Raw genomic sequence first — 17,627 nt, 5'->3', positions numbered from 1 at the left:
CACGGTTCAGCCGTCAGTTCTTCATTCGCCAGCCGGTCTTGAAGATCCAGGCGATCGCAATCAGGCACACGGCGAGGAAGCCGGCCGTCACCGCGAGGCTCACCCCCACCGCGACGTCGCCGACCTCGAAGAAGCTCCAGCGGAAGCCGCTGACCAGGTAGACGACCGGGTTGAACAGGCTGAACGTGCGCCAGGGCTGGGGCAGCATGTCGATCGAGTAGAATGCGCCGCCCAGGAACGTCAGCGGCGTGATCAGCAGCGCGGGGACGAAGTTCAACTGCTCGAAGCCGTTGGCCCAGACGCCGATGATGAACCCGAAGAGGCTGAACGCCACCGCGGTCAGGATCAGGAACGCGATCATCGCGAACGGGTGTTCGATCCGCAGCGGCACGAAGAACGACGCGGTGGCGAGGATGATCAGCCCGAGGATCACCGACTTGGTGGTCGCCGCGCCGACATAGCCGATCACCATCTCCATCGCCGAGACGGGGGCCGACAACAGCTCGTAGATCGTGCCGGTGAATTTGGGGAAGTAGATGCCAATCGACGCGTTCGAGATGCTCTGCGTGAGCAGCGACAGCATGATCAGGCCGGGGACGATGAAGCTGCCATAGCCGACGCCGCCGACCTGCTGCATCCGACTGCCGATCGCGCCGCCGAAGACGATGAAATACAGCGAGGTGGTGAGGACGGGGGTGACGAGGCTCTGCCACAAGGTGCGCAGCGCGCGAGCCATTTCGAAGCGGTAGATCGCCCAAATGCCGTGGGTATTCATGCGCGTTCTCCGACGAGATCGACGAAGATGTCTTCGAGGCTCGATTTGCTGGTTTCGAGGTCCTTGAAGCCGATGCCGAGTTCGCTGAGTTTGCGCAGCAATGACGGGATGCCGGTGTGGTCGGCCTGCGCGTCGAACACGTAGCGCAGGCGCTTGCCGTCGTCTTCCAGCGACAGATCCCATTCGGCGAGCTCCGGGGGAAGCGCCGTCATCGGGTCTTGAAGCGCGATGTCGAGTTCGCGTTTGCCGAGCTTCTTCATCAAAGACGCCTTGTCGTCGACCAGCAGCAGCTTGCCCTTGTTGATGACGCCGACGCGGTCGGCCATTTCCTCGGCCTCCTCGATGTAATGCGTCGTCAGGATGATCGTCGTGCCGCCTTCGCGCAGGCGGTGGACGAGCTTCCACATGTCGCGGCGCAGTGCCACGTCGACGCCCGCGGTGGGTTCGTCGAGGAACAGGATTTCGGGTTCGTGCGCGAGGGCTTTCGCGATCAGCACGCGGCGCTTCATGCCGCCGGAAAGTTCGCGGATCTTCGCGTCGCGCTTGTCCCAGAGCGAGAGGTCGCGGAGCACCTGTTCGATGTACGCGCTGTGGCCTGAGCGGCCGAACAGGCGCCGGCTGAAGGTAACGGTGGCGAGCACCGTCTCGAACATGTCGACGTTGAGTTCCTGGGGCACGAGGCCGATGCGGCTGCGCGCCTGCTTATAGTCGCGGATCGCGTCGTAGCCCGCGACCTTGATCGTGCCGGCGGACGGCGTGACGATGCCGCAGATGATGCTGATGAGCGTCGTCTTGCCCGCGCCGTTCGGGCCGAGGAGCGCGAAGATCTCGCCTTTCTGGATTTCCAGGTTGACGGGGTGGAGGGCGGTGGTGCCGCTCTTGTAGGTCTTGGTGACGCCCGCGATGGACAGGATCGGTTCGGTCATTGGCACCCCTTTTCGTGGGTGTCAGATGGGGGTGGGACGTGCCTATTGATAGGGGACGGTTACCCAAATCACGTCATCCTGGGCTCGACCCAGGATCCAGAGCCATACGCGTTCTGATTGTGGCTCTCGATCCTGACTTTCGTCAGGATGACGGGAGTGGGTGGGATTAGCCGGCTCTCGCTGCCGCTACCGCTTTCTGGAGGTCCTCTAGCGGCAGAGCACCCGACAACACGCGGTCGCCGACCACCCAGCTAGGCGTGCCGGTCATGCCGAGTTTGGCGGCTGTTTCCATGTTCTTGGCGATTTCCGCGTCGGCGGTCTTCGTGAAGCTCGCCTGCGTCGTGTCTACCCCGGCCTTGCTCGCAGCAGCGGCGATCGAGGCGTCGCTGACTGGGCCGGCGGCGTAGAGCGCGTCGTGGAAGGTGGCGAATTTGCCTTGTTGCGCGGCGGCGAGGCTGGCGCGGGCGGCGATGCGGCTTTCGGCGCTGAGGATCGGGAGTTCGCGGAAGACGACGCGGACTTTCGGGTCGGCGGCGATCAGCTTGGCGATCATCGGCAGGCTCGCGCGGCAGTATCCGCAATTATAGTCGAAATACTCGACCAGCGTAACGTCGCCCTTGGGGTTGCCGGCCCAGGCGCTGCCGAACGGCGTGACGATCGCGTCGCGGTTCGCGGTGACGGTCTTGCCGGACTCGCGGTCGCGCAGTTTCTCCATCGCCTCGGGGAGGATCTCGGGGTGCGCCAGCACATAGTCGTGGACGATGGATTCGACCTGCGCGCGCTCCACGCCGTCGCCCTGGCGGTCGAAACCCCAGACCGCGAGGCCTCCGATGATGGCGCCCGCGACCGCGATCGCCGGAAATGTAAGTTTGCTCATTTGCGGCGCTTATACTGCTTGGGATTGTCGTCCATCTCGTTCTGCGCGGCCATCGCGATATCCTGCGCGCGGATCCAGTCGGTGGTGTTCGCCGGGATGTTCGCCAGCGCATACTGCGCGCTCGCCGACGCGGTCCGCATGTCGCCGCCCATGCTGGCGCGTTCGGCGGTGGCGAGTGCGGCGCGCGGTATCGCCGGTAAGTTCGTAGACGGTGCCGAGCTGCATCCAGGCGAACGGGTTCTGGTCGTCGCGGCCGACCGCGGTGCGCAGGACCCTGGTCGCCTCGGGGTAGTTCGCCTTGTTCTCGGTCGCGATCAGCGCGTGGCCGAAGGTGGTGGCGATCAGTGGGTTGTTACGCGAACCCTCCGTGGCCTCGCGTAAGGGAGCCAGCGACTCGATCGGCTTGCCCGCTTCGAGCAAAATCTGACCCTTGATCTCGAGGAAATAGGGGTCGGTGGGTTCGGCCTTCACCAGCGCGTTGGCTTCGGCGTCGGCTTTCTCGGGGTAGCCGGCTTTGTGATACGCGTAGGCGCGGGCGTAGTGGGCATAGATCGACTGGTTGCTGGGCGGGTAGGCTTGCAGCGTCTGGTCGGCGGGCATGACGTAGCCGGCGAGCTTGGCCTTCACGCGGCGGAAGCGTTCTTCCAGCGCGGCGTCGGGTTTGTTGGCCCAGGCGGGCGAGGCTTGCAGGTCGGCGGTGAGCGTCGCGACGCGCTCGCCGGAGAGCGGATGCGACTGCATGAACGGGTCGATGTTGGCGGTGCCGAAGCGGTATTCCTGCTGCTGCAGTTTCTTGAAGAAGCTGAGCATGCCGCGGCCGGAGACGTTCGCCTCGCGGAGGAACTTCGCGCCGGTCGCGTCTGCGGTCGATTCCTGGACTCGGCTGAACGAGAGGTAGCTGCCCATCGCCGCCTGCTGACCTGCCGCCATGATGCCGGCGCCTGCTTCGCCGCTGCCGGCCGCCATCGCGGCGAGGCCGAGGACCATCGAGAGCAGGTACATGCCCATTGCCGGCTTGGTGCCGCGATCGGCGAGGACGACGTGGCCGTCGGCGATGTGGCCGAGCTCGTGCGCGATGACGCCCTGGACTTCGTTGGCGTTGTCGGCGGCCTGGATGAGGCCCGAGTGGACGTAGACGGTCTGGCCGCCGGCGACGAACGCGTTGATCGACTCGTCGTTGATGAGCACGACCTTCACGTCGCGGGTGGAGAGCCCGGCCGCCTTGATCAGCGGGTTCGACATCTCCGCGAACATGGTTTCGGTCTCGGCGTCGCGGAGGATCGACTGGGCCTGGAGGGGCGTCGTCCAGAGGAGGAGGGCGGTGGCTGCGGCGGCTACTAGGCGCTTCATATTACGGGGTATCGTCGATTGGGGGCGGGGGGCAATGGTCGTGCGGTGGAGTGAAGTTAGTCAAGAGTCGGCGCCGCTTACCCCGATCACCGTCATCCCAGCGAAAGCTGGGATCTCTCCGTTTGGCGGGCGTCGCGAGCCACGCGGGATACCCCAGCTTTCGCTGGGGTGACGGGGTTTGGTTGACGTGTCGGGGAGGGGCCGAGATTTTTGGCGTGAGCAACTGGCAGCACGCACTTGATTACGAAGAAGCACGCATCGGCCTGCTCCATGGGCCACCTCCCCGGCGGAGGCCGGGGTCCAATTGGGGGACCGGGCTAACTGAGGGCGGCGCTTCGTTATTGCCACCTTTCCAATTGGGCCCCGGCCTTCGCCGGGGTGGTGGTGGGTGGGGGAGTTCGGCGTGCGTCACTACGGCGCTGGAACTCAAACCTCGCACTGCCCCCGTGTCGTGTTCACCCGCGAAGGCGGGTGCCCAGTCTGGGTCCCCGCCTTCGCGGGGAAACATACATTTGTCGGACGGAGCGTCTCACCGGTAGCTTCTGGGCCTCCCCACAAACGAAAACGGGCGCGGCCTTTCGGTCGCGCCCGTTCTTTGGTCTCAGCGTTCGGGGTTAGCCGAAGGTGCGCTGCCACCAGCCGCGGCGGGGGGCGCCGTCGGGGTCGTCGTTGGCGCCGTCATCGGTACGGGGGGTCGCGACGTCCTGGGGCTGGACTTCGGCCTTGGGCGGGGTGGTTGCGATCGGCTCGGCGAGGGGCTCGCTGGTCGGGGCGGCATCGCCGGCATCGACCACGGCTGCCTTGCGTGGACGACCGCGGGGCTTGGCGACCTTCGCAGGCGCTTCCTCGACGACTGGCGCTTCCACCACTGCATCAGACGCCTTACGGCGCGCACGCTTGGGCTTGGGCGCCGACGCTTCGATGGTCTCGGCGGGCGTTGCGCTCACCTCGTCCATCGTCGCTTCCGCAACCGCTTCGCGACGGCGACGACCGGGCTTCGGTGCGGCCGGCTCGGCCGCGACGGGCTCCGCTATCGGTGCCGGAACCACTGGCTCCGGTGCGACCGTCTCGGCGTCCGCCTCGACCGCGCGGGGCTTGCGACCACGGCGTGCCTTGGGTGCTGCGTCCGCCACCGCCTCGGCGATGTTCGCCGCTGCGGCTGCTGCACGGGCGCGTGGACGACGGCGCATCTTCGTACCCTCGGCGACTTCCGCGACCGGGGCTTCCTCGACGGCGGGCTCGAACGCCGGTTCGTAAGGCGGCTCGGCATAGGTCGACTCGACCGGCTCGTACGCTTCCGGCTCGGGCGCCTCGGCGATCAACTGGGCGTCGTCGACGCTGCTGACGGCGACCGACTGGCCGTTCTCGGCGCCCTGCTCGTTGCGGCGACCACCGCGACGTCCCCGACGACCGCGACGACGACGGCCTTCGCCCTCTGCGCCATTGGTCTGCTCGGCGGGTGCGCCGGCCTCGACCGCTTCGCCACCGCCGACTTCGACGATGTCGCCCTCGACCTCGTCGATCTCCTCGACGTTGGTGTCGGCGTCCTCGAAATTACCGTCCTCGTTGACGCCCTCTGCTGCACCTTCCTCACCGGGACGTGCGCGACCGCGACGACCACGACGACGACGGCGCTTCTTGCCGGCTTCACCGTCCGCATCGCGACCGTTTTCACGCGGTGCACGCTGCTCGCCATTACCCTCGCGGGGCTCACGACCCCCTCACGACGGCGCGGCTGCTCGGCTTCGGCCTCCTCGACTTCCTCTTCCTCGATCTCGTCCTCGATCTCCTCGGGAAGGTCGTCCTCGTCCTCCTCGATGATCTGGACGAACTTCGGGGCGTGCGCGGGCGGCGGGCCGCTGGCCTCGACCGTCATGTGCGCGCCTTCCTCGTCCTGGCCGGGGATGATCTCGACGATCACGCCGTAGCGATCCTCGATCTCGGCGATGTCGGCGCGCTTGCGGTTGAGGATGTAGACCGCCGCTTCCTGGCTCGCGCGCAGGGTGAGTAGCGAACCGCGACCGCGTGCGGCCTCGTCCTCGATCAGGCGCAATGCCGAGATGCCCGACGACGATGCGGTACGGACCAGACCGGTGCCCTCGCAATGCGGGCAGGCGCGGGTCGACGCTTCGAGCACGCCGGTGCGGAGGCGCTGGCGGCTCATTTCCATGAGGCCGAACGACGAGATGCGGCCGATCTGGATGCGCGCGCGATCGTTTTTGAGCGCCTCCTTCATCGCCTTCTCGACCTTACGGACGTTGGAATTGTTATCCATGTCGATGAAGTCGATGACGACGAGCCCGGCCATGTCGCGCAGGCGGAGCTGGCGGCCGATTTCCTGGGCGGCCTCGAGGTTAGTCGCGGTCGCGGTCTGCTCGATCGAATGCTCGCGCGTCGACCGGCCCGAGTTGATGTCGATCGAGACGAGCGCCTCGGTCGGGTTGATGACCAGATAGCCGCCCGACTTCAGCTGGACGACGGGGTGGTACATCGCGGCAAGCTGATCCTCGACGCCGGCGCGCTGGAACAGCGGCACGGGGTCGGCGTAATGCTTGATGCGCCGCGCGTGCGTCGGCATCAGCAGGCGCATGAACTCGCGCGCCTGGCGATAGCCGTCCTCGCCCTCGACGATGACCTCTTCGATTTCCTTGTTGTAGATGTCGCGGATCGCGCGCTTGATAAGGTCGCTGTCGCCGTAGACGAGCGCGGGGGCCGACGCCTTAAGCGTGGCCTCGCGGATGCCGTCCCACAGGCGGGCGAGGTAATCGAAGTCGCGCTTGATCTCGACCTTCGAGCGCTGGAGGCCCGCGGTGCGGACGATGCAGCCCATCGACGGCGGCAACTGCATGTCGGCCATGATCGTCTTGAGACGCTTGCGATCGCCCGCGTTGCTGATCTTCCGCGAGATGCCGCCGCCGTGCGACGTGTTCGGCATGAGCACGCAGTAGCGACCGGCGAGCGACAGGTACGTGGTCAGCGCCGCGCCCTTGTTGCCGCGCTCCTCCTTGACGACCTGGACGAGCAGCACCTGGCGGCGATGGATCACGTCCTGGATCTTGTAGCGGCGGCGCAGGTTCATGCGACGCTCGCGCAAGTCCTCGACCGCGGCATCGTCGGCGCTCGGCTTGCGTTTCCGTCGCGGGGCTTCGCCGGACTCGCCGCCTTCGAGCTCGTCGGCGACGTCGGGATCTACCCCGCCATCGTCCTCGAAGCGCTCGATGTCGTCCTCGTCGTCACCCTCGTCTTCGTCCGAATCGTAGTCGGCGCGCAGGGCGGCTTCCTCGGCGGCGTGCTCGGCTTCCTCACGAAGCAGCGCGTCGCGATCTTCCTTGGGGATCTGGTAGTAATCAGGGTGGATCTCGCTGAACGCGAGGAAGCCGTGGCGATTGCCGCCGTAATCAATGAACGCCGCCTGGAGCGACGGCTCGACCCGCGTGACCTTGGCGAGGTAGATATTGCCCTTGAGCTGCTTGCGTTCGGCACTCTCGAAATCGAATTCCTCGATCCGGTTACCCTTGACGACTGCGATCCGGGTCTCTTCCCGGTGGCGTGCGTCGATCAGCATGCGCGTTGTCATTATAGATTCTCCGCGCGCGCCGGGCCTGTCGGCAGCCGTCGCGCGCTTGATGGTGGTGCGGTCGGGCACGGACGCCCGGACTCGCGGATGGTATGCGAAACTGCCTCTGCGCGAAGTGCATGCCGCGGGAACTCTCCCTGCGGCGCCCGCACGACCGCGAGTCCGTCGGCGAAGGCCGGTCGGAGTGCGGGGCGGGGGGAATGCGTCATTCGAGCGTCAACCTGAATTGCCGCGCCGGCGAAGGATCCGCAGGCGGGCGTGAAGACCGGCGCGTCGCTGGTAAAATCCAGGCGACACACGGCTGTACGACAGGACTAGCACTGCATACCCCATCTCGCAACTAGCCCGATATTGGCGGCTTTCCGGCGCGTTTCGGCTCGAATTAAGGGCAGTAAAGCGCAGACTTGCCGGGGCGGCAGAGCTTTGCCGGCTAATTCATGGCAAACGGCAAATTAACCGCACCCTGCAACGCGCTCTTGGGACGTAGGGGCTTACCTATCGCTGCGGTGATCGGATGTATCGATCGAAGGGGTGTAGCATGGCTTTTCGCTGGACCGGCGGTAGTTCCGCACGGCATGGACGCGAGGTGTTGACGGTCATCGCCCTCCTCGCCGGCTGGCTGGCGAGCGTCCCCGCCTGGGCGGCCACCGTGCAGAGCGTCGCGATCCGGGACGGGCGGATCGTCATCCGCTTCGACGAGGCGGTCGGCGATGCCGCCAGCCGCGTGCTGACCGGGCCGCGCCAGATCGCGGTCGACGTGTCGGGCGCTACGCCGGGCCGCGAGGTCGCCGCGCGCGGGCTCGTGACTGGTGTGACGCAGATGCGCAGCGGGCGATCGGGGATGCGGATGGTGTTCGATCTGGCCGAGCCGGCGATCGTCACCGACGGCGGGTTCGACTCCGACGGACGCGAGCTGACGCTGGCGTTGCGCACGGTCGATTACGATCAGTTCGCGGAAGCCGGGATCGCCGGGCCGCTGAACTTCTTCCCGTTCAATTTCGGCGCTGCGTCGCGGCCGAAGTACAAGGTGTCGGTGCCGGTGCCGCCCAAGGCGCGGGGCATGAAACTGCCGCGCGTGCAGGGGGACGATACGCGACCGCTGGTGGTGATCGATGCGGGGCATGGCGGTGTCGATCCGGGCGCGATCGGGCCGAACGGGCTGCGCGAGAAGGACGTGACGCTGAAGGTCGCCAAGGCGATCCGCGACGAGCTGCTCGCATCGGGGCGCGTCCGCGTGGCGCTGACGCGGAACGACGACCGCTACCTGATTCTGCGCGAGCGGTATGGGGTTGCGCGGCGGTTGAAGGGTGACCTGTTCATCTCGATCCACTGCGACAGCACCGGCTCGGAGAATGCTACCGGGGCGACGGCGTACACGTTGTCGGAGGTGGCGTCGGACAAGGAGGCTGCACGGCTGGCGGCGCGCGAGAACAAGGCGGACGTGATCTCCGGCGTGAACCTCGGCGAGGCGCCCGCGGACGTGTCGTCGATCCTGATCGACCTGACGCAACGCGAGACGATGAACGCGTCGGCCACCTTCGCGCGGTTGCTCGGGCGCGAGGCCAGGCCGTTGATGCCGTTGAAGGCGAACTTCCACCGGATGGCGTCGCTGATGGTCCTGAAGGCGCCGGACATGCCGTCTATCCTGTTCGAGACGGGGTATATCTCGAACCCGCAGGATGCTGCGTTCCTCGACAGCGAAGAGGGGCGGCACCGGATCGCGGAGAGTGTGACGCGGGCGGTCGAGGTGCATTTTGCGCGGCGGATGGCGGCGCGGTAGGTTCGGGTTGCGGGTTGGGAGGGTCAGCCCGCCCTTCCTTGTTCTCCCGCGAAGGCGGGAGCCCAGTCTGGACTCCCGCCTTCGCGGGAGAACAGGCTAGTTACGGTCGATACTGTTTCCTCCGACGGCGCATCATGCCACAAGCCCTGAAAATTCCTTTGGGGCTGACCAGATGACCGACGCGACGCGGGGCGTATCCGAGACGGGGCCCAAGACCAGCATGCGCGAACTCACTTTCCGCGGGATCGTGCTTGGCGGAATCATCACGCTGCTGTTCACCGCGGCCAACGTCTATCTTGGGCTCAAGATCGGGCTGACGTTCGCGACGTCGATCCCGGCGGCGGTCATATCCATGGCGGTGCTGCGGTTGTTCAAGGATTCGACGATCCTCGAGAACAACATCGTCCAGACGATCGCGTCTGCCGCGGGCACGCTCGCGGCGATCATCTTCGTGTTGCCCGGCCTCGTGATGATCGGCTGGTGGCAGGGCTTTCCGTTCTTCACCACCGCGGCGATCACGATGTTCGGTGGCGTGCTCGGCGTGCTGTTCTCGGTCCCGCTTCGCCGTGCGCTCGTCGTCGACACCGTGCTGCCGTACCCGGAAGGCCGTGCGGCCGCCGAGGTGCTGAAGGTCGGCGCCGGTAGTCGCGAAGGCGGTGAGGAAAGCGCGCGCGGGCTCGGCATCATCGTCGCCAACGCGGTCGTTTCGGCCGGGTTCGCGATCCTGACGCAGACCAAGCTCGCCGCCGCGGAGGCCGCGACGTGGTTCCGCGTCGGCGCGGGCGCGACCGGGATCTCGGGCGGGCTGTCGTTCGCGTTGCTCGGCGCGGGGCATCTGGTCGGTATCTCGGTCGGCATGGCGATGTTCGCGGGCGTGGTGATCGGCTGGTGGATCCTGCTGCCGATCCTGACCTCGGGTGGCAGCGTCACCGGGACCGCGGAAGTGATCGCCAACACCGTGTTCCGCTCTGACGTCCGCTTCTTCGGTGCAGGCGTGATCGGCGTTGCGGCGATCTGGACGTTGTTGAAGATCGCCGGGCCGGTGGTCGGCGGCGTGCGTTCAGCGCTGGCGGCGTCGGCGGCCAAGCGTGGCGGCGAAGTGCTGGCTCTCGAAGAGCGCGACATTCCGATCGGGATCGTCGGGATCGGTTCGCTGGCGATGCTGGTGCCGATCGGCATCCTGCTGTGGACCGTGTTGCAGGGCGGGCCGCTGGAGGCGTCGGCGATCGGGCTGATCGCGGGGAGCCTGGTGTTCATCCTCGTCATCGGTCTCGTGATCGCGGCGGTCTGCGGGTACATGGCTGGGCTGATTGGCGCGTCGAACTCGCCGGTGTCGGGGATCGGTATCCTCGCCATCCTCGCCGCGTCGATCCTGCTGGTGTCGTGGTTCGGCCGCGCGGTCGAGCCGGGGACGACGCAGGCGCTGGTTGCCTACGGGCTGATCGTGACGGGGATCGTGTTCGGGATCGCGACGATCTCGAATGACAATCTGCAGGATCTGAAGACCGGGCAGCTGGTCGGCGCGACGCCGTGGAAGCAGCAGGTCGCCTTGCTGATCGGCGTGGTGTTCGGGTCGATCGTGGTGCCGCCGGTGCTGAATTTGTTGGGGAGCACGCTTGGGTTCGCAGGGGCGCCGGGAGCGGGGCCGAATGCGCTGGCGGCGCCTCAGGCGGCGTTGATCTCGGCGCTTGCGAAGGGCGTGCTGGGGGGAATCTCAACTGGGCAATGATCGGGTACGGGGCGCTTACCGGCGTGGTTGTGATCGCGGTCGATGAGTTGCTTGGCAAGGCGGGGAAGCTGCGGTTGCCGCCTCTGGGGGTTGGGCTCGGTGTGTATCTGCCGATGTCGGTGACGTTGCCGGTTACGATCGGGGCGGTCGTGGGGTTTGCTTACGATCGTTGGGCGGACCGGGCTCGCGATCCTGAGTTGGCGAAGCGGATGGGTGTGCTGACCGCTACCGGGATGATCGTTGGGGAGTCGCTGTGGGGCGTTGGGTTTGCTGGGATCGTGTATCTGACCAACAAGGAAACGCCGTTGGCGTTGGTTGGCGACGGGTTCGCGAGCGTGGCCCTGGTTGGCGGGACGCTGTTGTTCGCGGTGCTGACGTGGGTGATGTACCGGCGGACGATGGCGGCTTCGCGATAAGCTTTTCTCCCCGCGAAGGCGGGGATTCAGACTGGGCTCCCGCCCTCGCGGGAGAACAACATTGGGTTGGGACCTTGGCCCATTCCACCACCCCGGCGGAGGCCGGGGCCCAATTGGAAAGGTGAGAGTAACGGAGCGCTATCCGCCGTTATCTGCGTCCCTCAATTGGGCCCCGGCCTTCGCCGGGGTGATGCTTGGTGTGGGCAAGGGGGCTATAACCCACTAGCCTCACTTCATCGCAGCAAGCATGTCCTTGATCGGCACGAACGCGAAGCCCACCGAGCTGTCGGCGATCCCGTACGGCATGAAGATCGTGTCCCCATGCTTCAGCGCGCCGCAGCTATAGACGACGTTGGGCACATACCCCTCGCGGTCCTGATCCTTCGCGGCCAGGATCGGCTGGCTCGTCCGCCCGATTACTTTCGACGGATCGTCCTTGTCGAGCAGCACCGCGCCGATCGAGTATTTGCGCATCGCGCCGACGCCGTGCGTCAGCAGCAGCCAGCCCTCGTCGAGCTCGATCGGCGGACCGCAATTGCCGATCTGCACCAGCTCCCACGGATATTCCGGCGTCAGGATCTTCTCGCCGTCGTCCCAGTCGGTCAGCGTATCGGACTTCAGCAGGAACAGGTTCTCGCCGTCCTGCCGGCCGATCATCATGTACTGGCCGTTCACCTTCCGCGGGAACAGCGCCATGCCCTTGTTGCGCGCCGCAGGGCCGGTCATCGGCACTAGGTCGAACGCGCGGAAGTCACGGGTGCGCATCAGCTCGGACTGGATCACCGAGCCGTTATACGCGGTGTAGGTGCCGATCCACTCGAACTCGCCGTTCTCGTGCTGGAACCGGACGATACGCAGATCCTCGAGACCCTTCGACTGCGCCTGCGTGATCGGGAAGATCACCGTTCCGCTCAGCGTGCTGTCGCGGTGGCGATAGACGGTCACGGGGCCCTCGGGCATCTCGTCCTCGCCGCTGCCGACCGCGTCGGTCGCGGTCGCGAACGGCGGTTCGGGCGCCAGCTTCATCTGGTTTTCGCAGGTGATGATGCCCTCGCGGAACGCTACGGAGGAGATGTGCCCCTCGCCGACCGCGCGCAAGCTCATCAGGATGCGCATCGAGCCCGGCGGCATGCCTGACTGGTCGAAATGCGGCACCGCGCTCGGGTTCATCAGCGCGGCGGCGGCATAGCTGTATTCGTGACAGAAATACGCGCCGATCAGCTGGCGCTTCTCGTCGCCGATCTCCGCGCCGTTCAGCCCGAGCATGTCCTCGATCTGGTCGTAGCGCGTCATGAACACGCGCCGCGTCTGCCAGTGGCGTGCCTCGAAATCCTTCAGCACGACCTCGAGCTGCGCGCGCCTGTGCGGGCGACATTTCCAGCACTTCGCCGACGAGCCGCTCGGTGCGGCTCGGTGCGCCGCCATGACCGCCCCAGGCGATGTGGAACGGCCGCACGACGACACGCGAAGGGTCCGCGTGCAGCCGCAGCTGGTGGTTGAACAGATCCATCGTAGCAGTGCCCCGCGTCGTTCCACTCAGCGCACCGTCGCCTGCAAGGCTGTCGCTAGCGAACTAGGCGACGACGCGGGTCGCTCCTGCCACGCTTTGCGCTGCCTTTGATACCCCCGAAATCGCGCAATTGGCGAGTTGGAGCGCCAAAATCGACTCGGCGCCCTGGTTTCGGTTGAGCCCGCTCGGCATCAGACCGTCGAAACAGCCACCGTCGAGCACGCTCGCGAGCGGCAAATCGAGGTCGTTCGCGCCGAGGAACCAGCCATAGGCACGCTGCGCCTCGTCGTGCCAGCGCATGTCGCCGGTCGCCTCGAACGCTGCGGCGCACGCGTCGACGGTGGCCTGCGCCTCGAGCGGCTGCTGATCGAACTGCAACGGCTCGGCATAAGGCCGGTTGAAGCTCTCCGACCCGACTGCACGGAAACGGCCCTCGGGCGAGGTCTGCTTGGCGACGATCCAGTCGAGCGTGGCGATTCCGCAATCGATCAGGTCCTGACGGTCGAGCGCCTGCCCAGCACGGATCAGTGCCTGCGGAAGCCGCGCATTGTCGTAGGCGAGGACGATCTCGAACCACTGCCACTCGGGGCGGCGCGCTGCCGCAAGCAGGTCGAGGTGGATCTTCGGGAACGCCTCGAGGATCGACAGCGACAGCTGGTGACCGGGCTTGGCCTCGAGCATCGCCGCCGCGCCGAGCATTGCGAACGACTGCGCGCGCAAGGAGCCGAGTTCGAGTGCCATCGTCGCGGTCGAATCGAACATCGCGGTCGCCCAGTCGCGGTGCTTGCCAGCCTGCGCATCGCGCGCGGTGACGCCGAGCGACCAGAGCGTGCGGCCGTTCGAATCCTCAGACCCCGAATCCTCGCACCAGGTGCGATCGAAGTTCATGAAGTTGCGGAAGCGGCGCGTGTCCGGGTTCCAAGCATATTGCACGAACGACGCATAGATCGTCATCCACTTGTCGCGCGTGACATCGTCGAGATCGGGCAGTGCGCTCATCAGCATCAGCGCGCGACAATTATCGTCGATGCAATAGCCGTGGCGGCGATCAGGGATCGAGAAGATCGAATGCTGGAGCATACCGGTCGAATCGCTCATCCGCTCGACTGCGGCGAAGTCGGGCGACAATTGCTTCAGATGCGTCTGCACCTTGGGCAGCCTGAACGGGCGCGCAGCGACGATCGCGTTGATCTCCGCCATCGTCGCTTCGGCGAGCTTCGGCCAGATCATCGTGCGCCCCCGCGCATAGGCGCGCTCCGCGAGACGGAGGCGATCGCGGTCGCTCGACAGCAGCGTGTCGATCTCGCGCGCGAACGCGTCGACGTCGCCGAACGGGACGAGCACGCCGTGGCCATCCGCGAGGATCTCGGTCGCGTGGACGTAGGGCGTTGAGATCACGGGCTTGCCGACGCCGATCGCGTAGCTGAGCGTTCCCGAGGTGATCTGCGCAGGGTTGGTGTAGGGCGTCACATAGACGTCCGCCGCCTGCAGATAGTCAATGAGCTCGCCATGCTCCAGGAAAGCGTCGACGAAGGCGACGTTGTCCGCCACGCCCTTGTCGGCGGCGAGCGCCTTCAGCTTGTCGCGATACTTCTCACCCTCGTGCGCGACGAGGTTCGGATGCGTCGCACCGAGCACGACGTAGAGCAGGTCGGGATGCTTCGCGATCACCGCGGGTAGCGCGTTGATGACCGTCTCGATCCCCTTGTTGGGCGCGAGCAAGCCGAACGTCAGCATGACCTTGTGGCCATCCCAGCCGAACTTGCCCTTCACGGCAGCCGTGTCGAGCAAGGCGCGATCGGGCACGCCGTGCGGGATCATGACGATCTGGCGTGCATTGGCGCCGTAGACGCGCTGGAGGATGTCCCGGCCACGCTCGGCCATCACGATCACGCGCGCGGCGCGGCGAAGCAGACCCTCGAGCACACGACGCTCGTCGGCGTTGGGCTTTTCGAGGATCGTGTGGAGGGTAACGATGACCGGCAGCGTCGTGCGGTCGAGCAGCGCGAGGATGTGCTCGCCCGCGGGGCCGCCATAGATGCCGTATTCATGCTGCACCCAGATCGCCTGCGCGCCGCTTGCCTCGATCTTCCGCGCGGTGTCGATATAGGCCGACAGGTCGGGCTGCGGGATCGTGCCGGTCACCTCCGGCGGATAGTCGTATTTGCCGGGGTGATCGTCCATCGCGTAGACGTCGACGGCGATCTCGGGAAAGCGCGCGCGCATGGCCGTAAAAACGTCGGTCGTGAAGGTGGCGATGCCACACTGTCTCGGCAGGAAATTACCGATCAGCGCCAGTCGCGCGATATTCCCACCGTCCGCCGGTTTCACCATACCCTGTCCCTCGTTTGAGCGCGCACTTCTGGGAAAACCCGGTCGCGCATCCATTTGAACGGTTCAGGTAGCATAAAGTTTCATCACATACTGCAGTGCAGCACGGGAAAAATATCAATTTAAATCAAATCGATATTTCGCATCCTCGTCCCGGGCCCTCACCCGCGGCCACGATACGGGGCGACTCCCTGGTCGGGCAGCCACAGATCCTGCGGCGGTGCACTCGATTGCCAGAACACGTCGATCGGGATTCCGCCGCGCGGATACCAATAGCCGCCGATCCGCAGCCATACCGGCTTCATCTCGTCGAACAGGCGCTCGCCAATGCCCACGGTGCAATCCTCGTGGAACCCGGCATGGTTGCGGAAGCTGCTCAGGAACAGCTTCAGCGACTTCGACTCGACGATCGTCTCGCCGGGGACATAGTCGATGACGAGGTGCGCGAAGTCGGGCTGGCCGGTCACCGGGCACAGCGAGGTGAACTCGGGCGCCGCGAACCGCACCAGATACGTCCGCCCCGGTCGAGGGTTCGGGACATAATCGAGTACGGCCTCTTCGGGAGAGGCGGGGAGGGCGCTGTTCTGGCCCAGATGCAATGGGTTGGCGGGTGCGGTCATAGTGCGCCATGTAGGACGCGATTCGGATGACGCAAAGTGGGTGATGCCTCTTGCCGTCATGCCGGGCTCGTTCCGGCATCCACCCGTCCGCGGACTCCATGGGCGGCGAGTGTGCGGAACGGTGGACCCCGGAACAGGTCCGGGGTGACGGAGAGGTTTGGGCAATGACGATCACGACACTCGTGCCGATCCTCGGCGACCAGCTCACGATCGACCTCGCCTCGCTGCGGGACTGCGACCCGACGACCACGATCGTGCTGATGATGGAGGTCGTCGAGGAGACGACCTATGTCCGTCACCACAAGCGCAAGATCGCCTATATCCTGGCGGCGATGCGGCATCATGCCGAGGCGCTGCGCGCGGCCGGGTGGACGGTCGAATACACCGCGCTCGACGACCCCGACAACGCGGCCAGCTTCACCGGCGAGATCGCGCGCGCGGTCGAGCGGCATGACCCGGAGCGGATCGTCGTCACCGAGGGCGGCGAGTGGCGCGTGATGGCGATGCTCGAAAGCTGGGAGACGCTGTTCGGCATCCCGGTCGAGATCCGCAGCGACGACCGTTTCCTCGCCAGCCATGCCGATTTCGAAACCTGGGCCGCCGAGCGCAAGACGCTGACGATGGAGTGGTTCTATCGCCAGATGCGGACGCGCACTGGGCTGTTGATGACCGCCGGCAAGCCTGAGGGTGACCGCTGGAACTTCGACAAGGAGAACCGTAAGCCCGCCAAGAACGATCTGCTCATGCCCCGCCCGATCGTGTTCAAGCCGGACGCGATAACGCAGGACGTGCTGGCGCTGGTGGCGGAGCGGTTCGCGAACCATCCGGGGAGCCTCGACGGGTTCGAGTACGCCGTGACCGCGGAGGATGCCGAGCGGCAGGCGGCGAACTTCTTCAAGCACGCGCTGCCGCAGTTTGGCGATTACGAGGATGCGATGCTCACTGGCGAGCGGCATCTGTGGCACTCGATCCTGTCGCCCTACATCAATTCGGGGCTGCTCGATCCGCTTGACCTGTGCCGGCGCGCGGAGGCGGAATATCGCGCTGGGCGGGCGCCGCTGAACGCGGTCGAGGGGTATATCCGCCAGATCATCGGCTGGCGCGAATACATGCGCGGCGTCTACTGGCGCGAGGGGCCGAATTACGTCGAGCGCAACTTCCTCGACCACCACCGCGAACTCCCCGGCTGGTACTGGACCGGCGAGACCGACATGCACTGCCTAGGCGAGGCGATCGGCCAGACGCTGGAGACTGCGCACGCGCATCACATCCAGCGGCTGATGGTGACGGGTAATTTCGCGCTGCTGATCGGCGCGGACCCGGCCAAGGTGCATCAATGGTATCTGGAGGTGTATGTCGACGCCTACGAGTGGGTCGAGCTGCCCAATACGCTCGGGATGAGCCAGTTCGGCGATGGCGGCTTGTTGGGGTCGAAGCCGTATATCTCGTCGGGCGCGTATATCGACCGGATGTCCGATTATTGCGGGACGTGCCGGTACAACGTGAAGCAGCGGATCGGGCCCGATGCGTGCCCGTTCAACGCGCTGTACTGGGATTTCCTCGCGCGGCACGAGGACAAGCTGGGGCGCAACAACCGGCTGGCGATGCCGTATCGCAACTGGGCGAAACAGTCCGAGGCGGACCGCGAGGCGACGCGCGCGCAGGCCGCGGGGTTCCTCGCCTCCCTCGACGCGAGCGGCCCCGCTGGCTACTGACCGATCGAGCACAAGGAGCGG

At 66.0% G+C, this 17,627-nt stretch carries 7 protein-coding genes and 4 pseudogenes; 3 read left to right on the top strand and 8 right to left on the bottom strand.

Features of this window, described 5'->3' with window-relative positions:
* Window positions 1–13: 13 nt before the first annotated feature.
* The 5 genes and pseudogenes from QP181_RS11115 to QP181_RS11095 form a co-directional block, all read right to left on the bottom strand.
* Window positions 14–775: an ABC transporter permease gene (locus tag QP181_RS11115; RefSeq protein ID WP_333928544.1), complete on the bottom strand. Its 762-nt coding sequence runs from the start codon at window positions 773–775 to the stop codon at window positions 14–16.
* Window positions 772–1,701 (bottom strand): ABC transporter ATP-binding protein, encoded by a 930-nt coding sequence (locus tag QP181_RS11110; protein ID WP_333928543.1) that lies wholly within the window; start codon window positions 1,699–1,701, stop codon window positions 772–774. The genes QP181_RS11115 and QP181_RS11110 overlap by 4 nt, the downstream gene beginning before the upstream one ends.
* A gap of 166 nt (window positions 1,702–1,867) precedes the next feature.
* A complete protein-coding gene (locus QP181_RS11105) occupies window positions 1,868–2,578 on the bottom strand; it encodes a DsbA family protein (protein ID WP_333928542.1) in 711 nt (236 codons plus the stop codon).
* A pseudogene (locus tag QP181_RS11100) lies at window positions 2,575–3,928 on the bottom strand (M48 family metalloprotease). The gene QP181_RS11105 and the pseudogene QP181_RS11100 overlap by 4 nt, the downstream one beginning before the upstream one ends.
* A gap of 614 nt (window positions 3,929–4,542) precedes the next feature.
* Window positions 4,543–7,493: pseudogene (locus QP181_RS11095) on the bottom strand (Rne/Rng family ribonuclease).
* A gap of 550 nt (window positions 7,494–8,043) precedes the next feature.
* On the opposite strand from QP181_RS11095, the gene QP181_RS11090 reads away from it, so the two are divergent.
* Together QP181_RS11090 and QP181_RS11085 are read left to right on the top strand one after the other, a co-directional pair.
* Window positions 8,044–9,285, top strand: a complete 1,242-nt coding sequence (locus QP181_RS11090) for an N-acetylmuramoyl-L-alanine amidase (protein WP_333928540.1) — start codon at window positions 8,044–8,046, stop codon at window positions 9,283–9,285.
* A 172-nt stretch (window positions 9,286–9,457) separates the two neighbouring features.
* Window positions 9,458–11,430: pseudogene (locus QP181_RS11085) on the top strand (OPT family oligopeptide transporter).
* Between the two features lie 228 nt (window positions 11,431–11,658).
* Here the strand turns inward: QP181_RS11085 and QP181_RS11080 are convergent.
* The 3 genes and pseudogenes from QP181_RS11080 to queF all read right to left on the bottom strand — a co-directional run bounded on the left by QP181_RS11080 (window position 11,659) and on the right by queF (window position 15,891).
* A pseudogene (locus QP181_RS11080) lies at window positions 11,659–12,940 on the bottom strand (glycoside hydrolase family 130 protein).
* 63 nt (window positions 12,941–13,003) lie between these two features.
* Window positions 13,004–15,274 carry a glycosyltransferase family 4 protein gene (locus QP181_RS11075; RefSeq protein WP_132895417.1) on the bottom strand — a complete coding sequence of 757 codons (2,271 nt, stop codon included), beginning with the start codon at window positions 15,272–15,274 and terminating at the stop codon, window positions 13,004–13,006.
* Between the two features lie 158 nt (window positions 15,275–15,432).
* Window positions 15,433–15,891: a preQ(1) synthase gene (gene queF / locus QP181_RS11070; RefSeq protein WP_333928539.1), complete on the bottom strand. Its 459-nt coding sequence runs from the start codon at window positions 15,889–15,891 to the stop codon at window positions 15,433–15,435.
* 164 nt (window positions 15,892–16,055) lie between these two features.
* Between queF and QP181_RS11065 the strand changes: the two genes are divergently transcribed.
* Window positions 16,056–17,606 (top strand): cryptochrome/photolyase family protein, encoded by a 1,551-nt coding sequence (locus tag QP181_RS11065; protein ID WP_333928538.1) that lies wholly within the window; start codon window positions 16,056–16,058, stop codon window positions 17,604–17,606.
* Window positions 17,607–17,627: the final 21 nt, after the last annotated feature.

This window comes from Sphingomonas sp. LR55, from assembly GCF_036856015.1.
Lineage (GTDB): Bacteria > Pseudomonadota > Alphaproteobacteria > Sphingomonadales > Sphingomonadaceae > Sphingomonas.
Note: the sequence above shows the minus strand (reverse complement) of the source record. Positions and strands in the feature narration are given on the sequence as shown.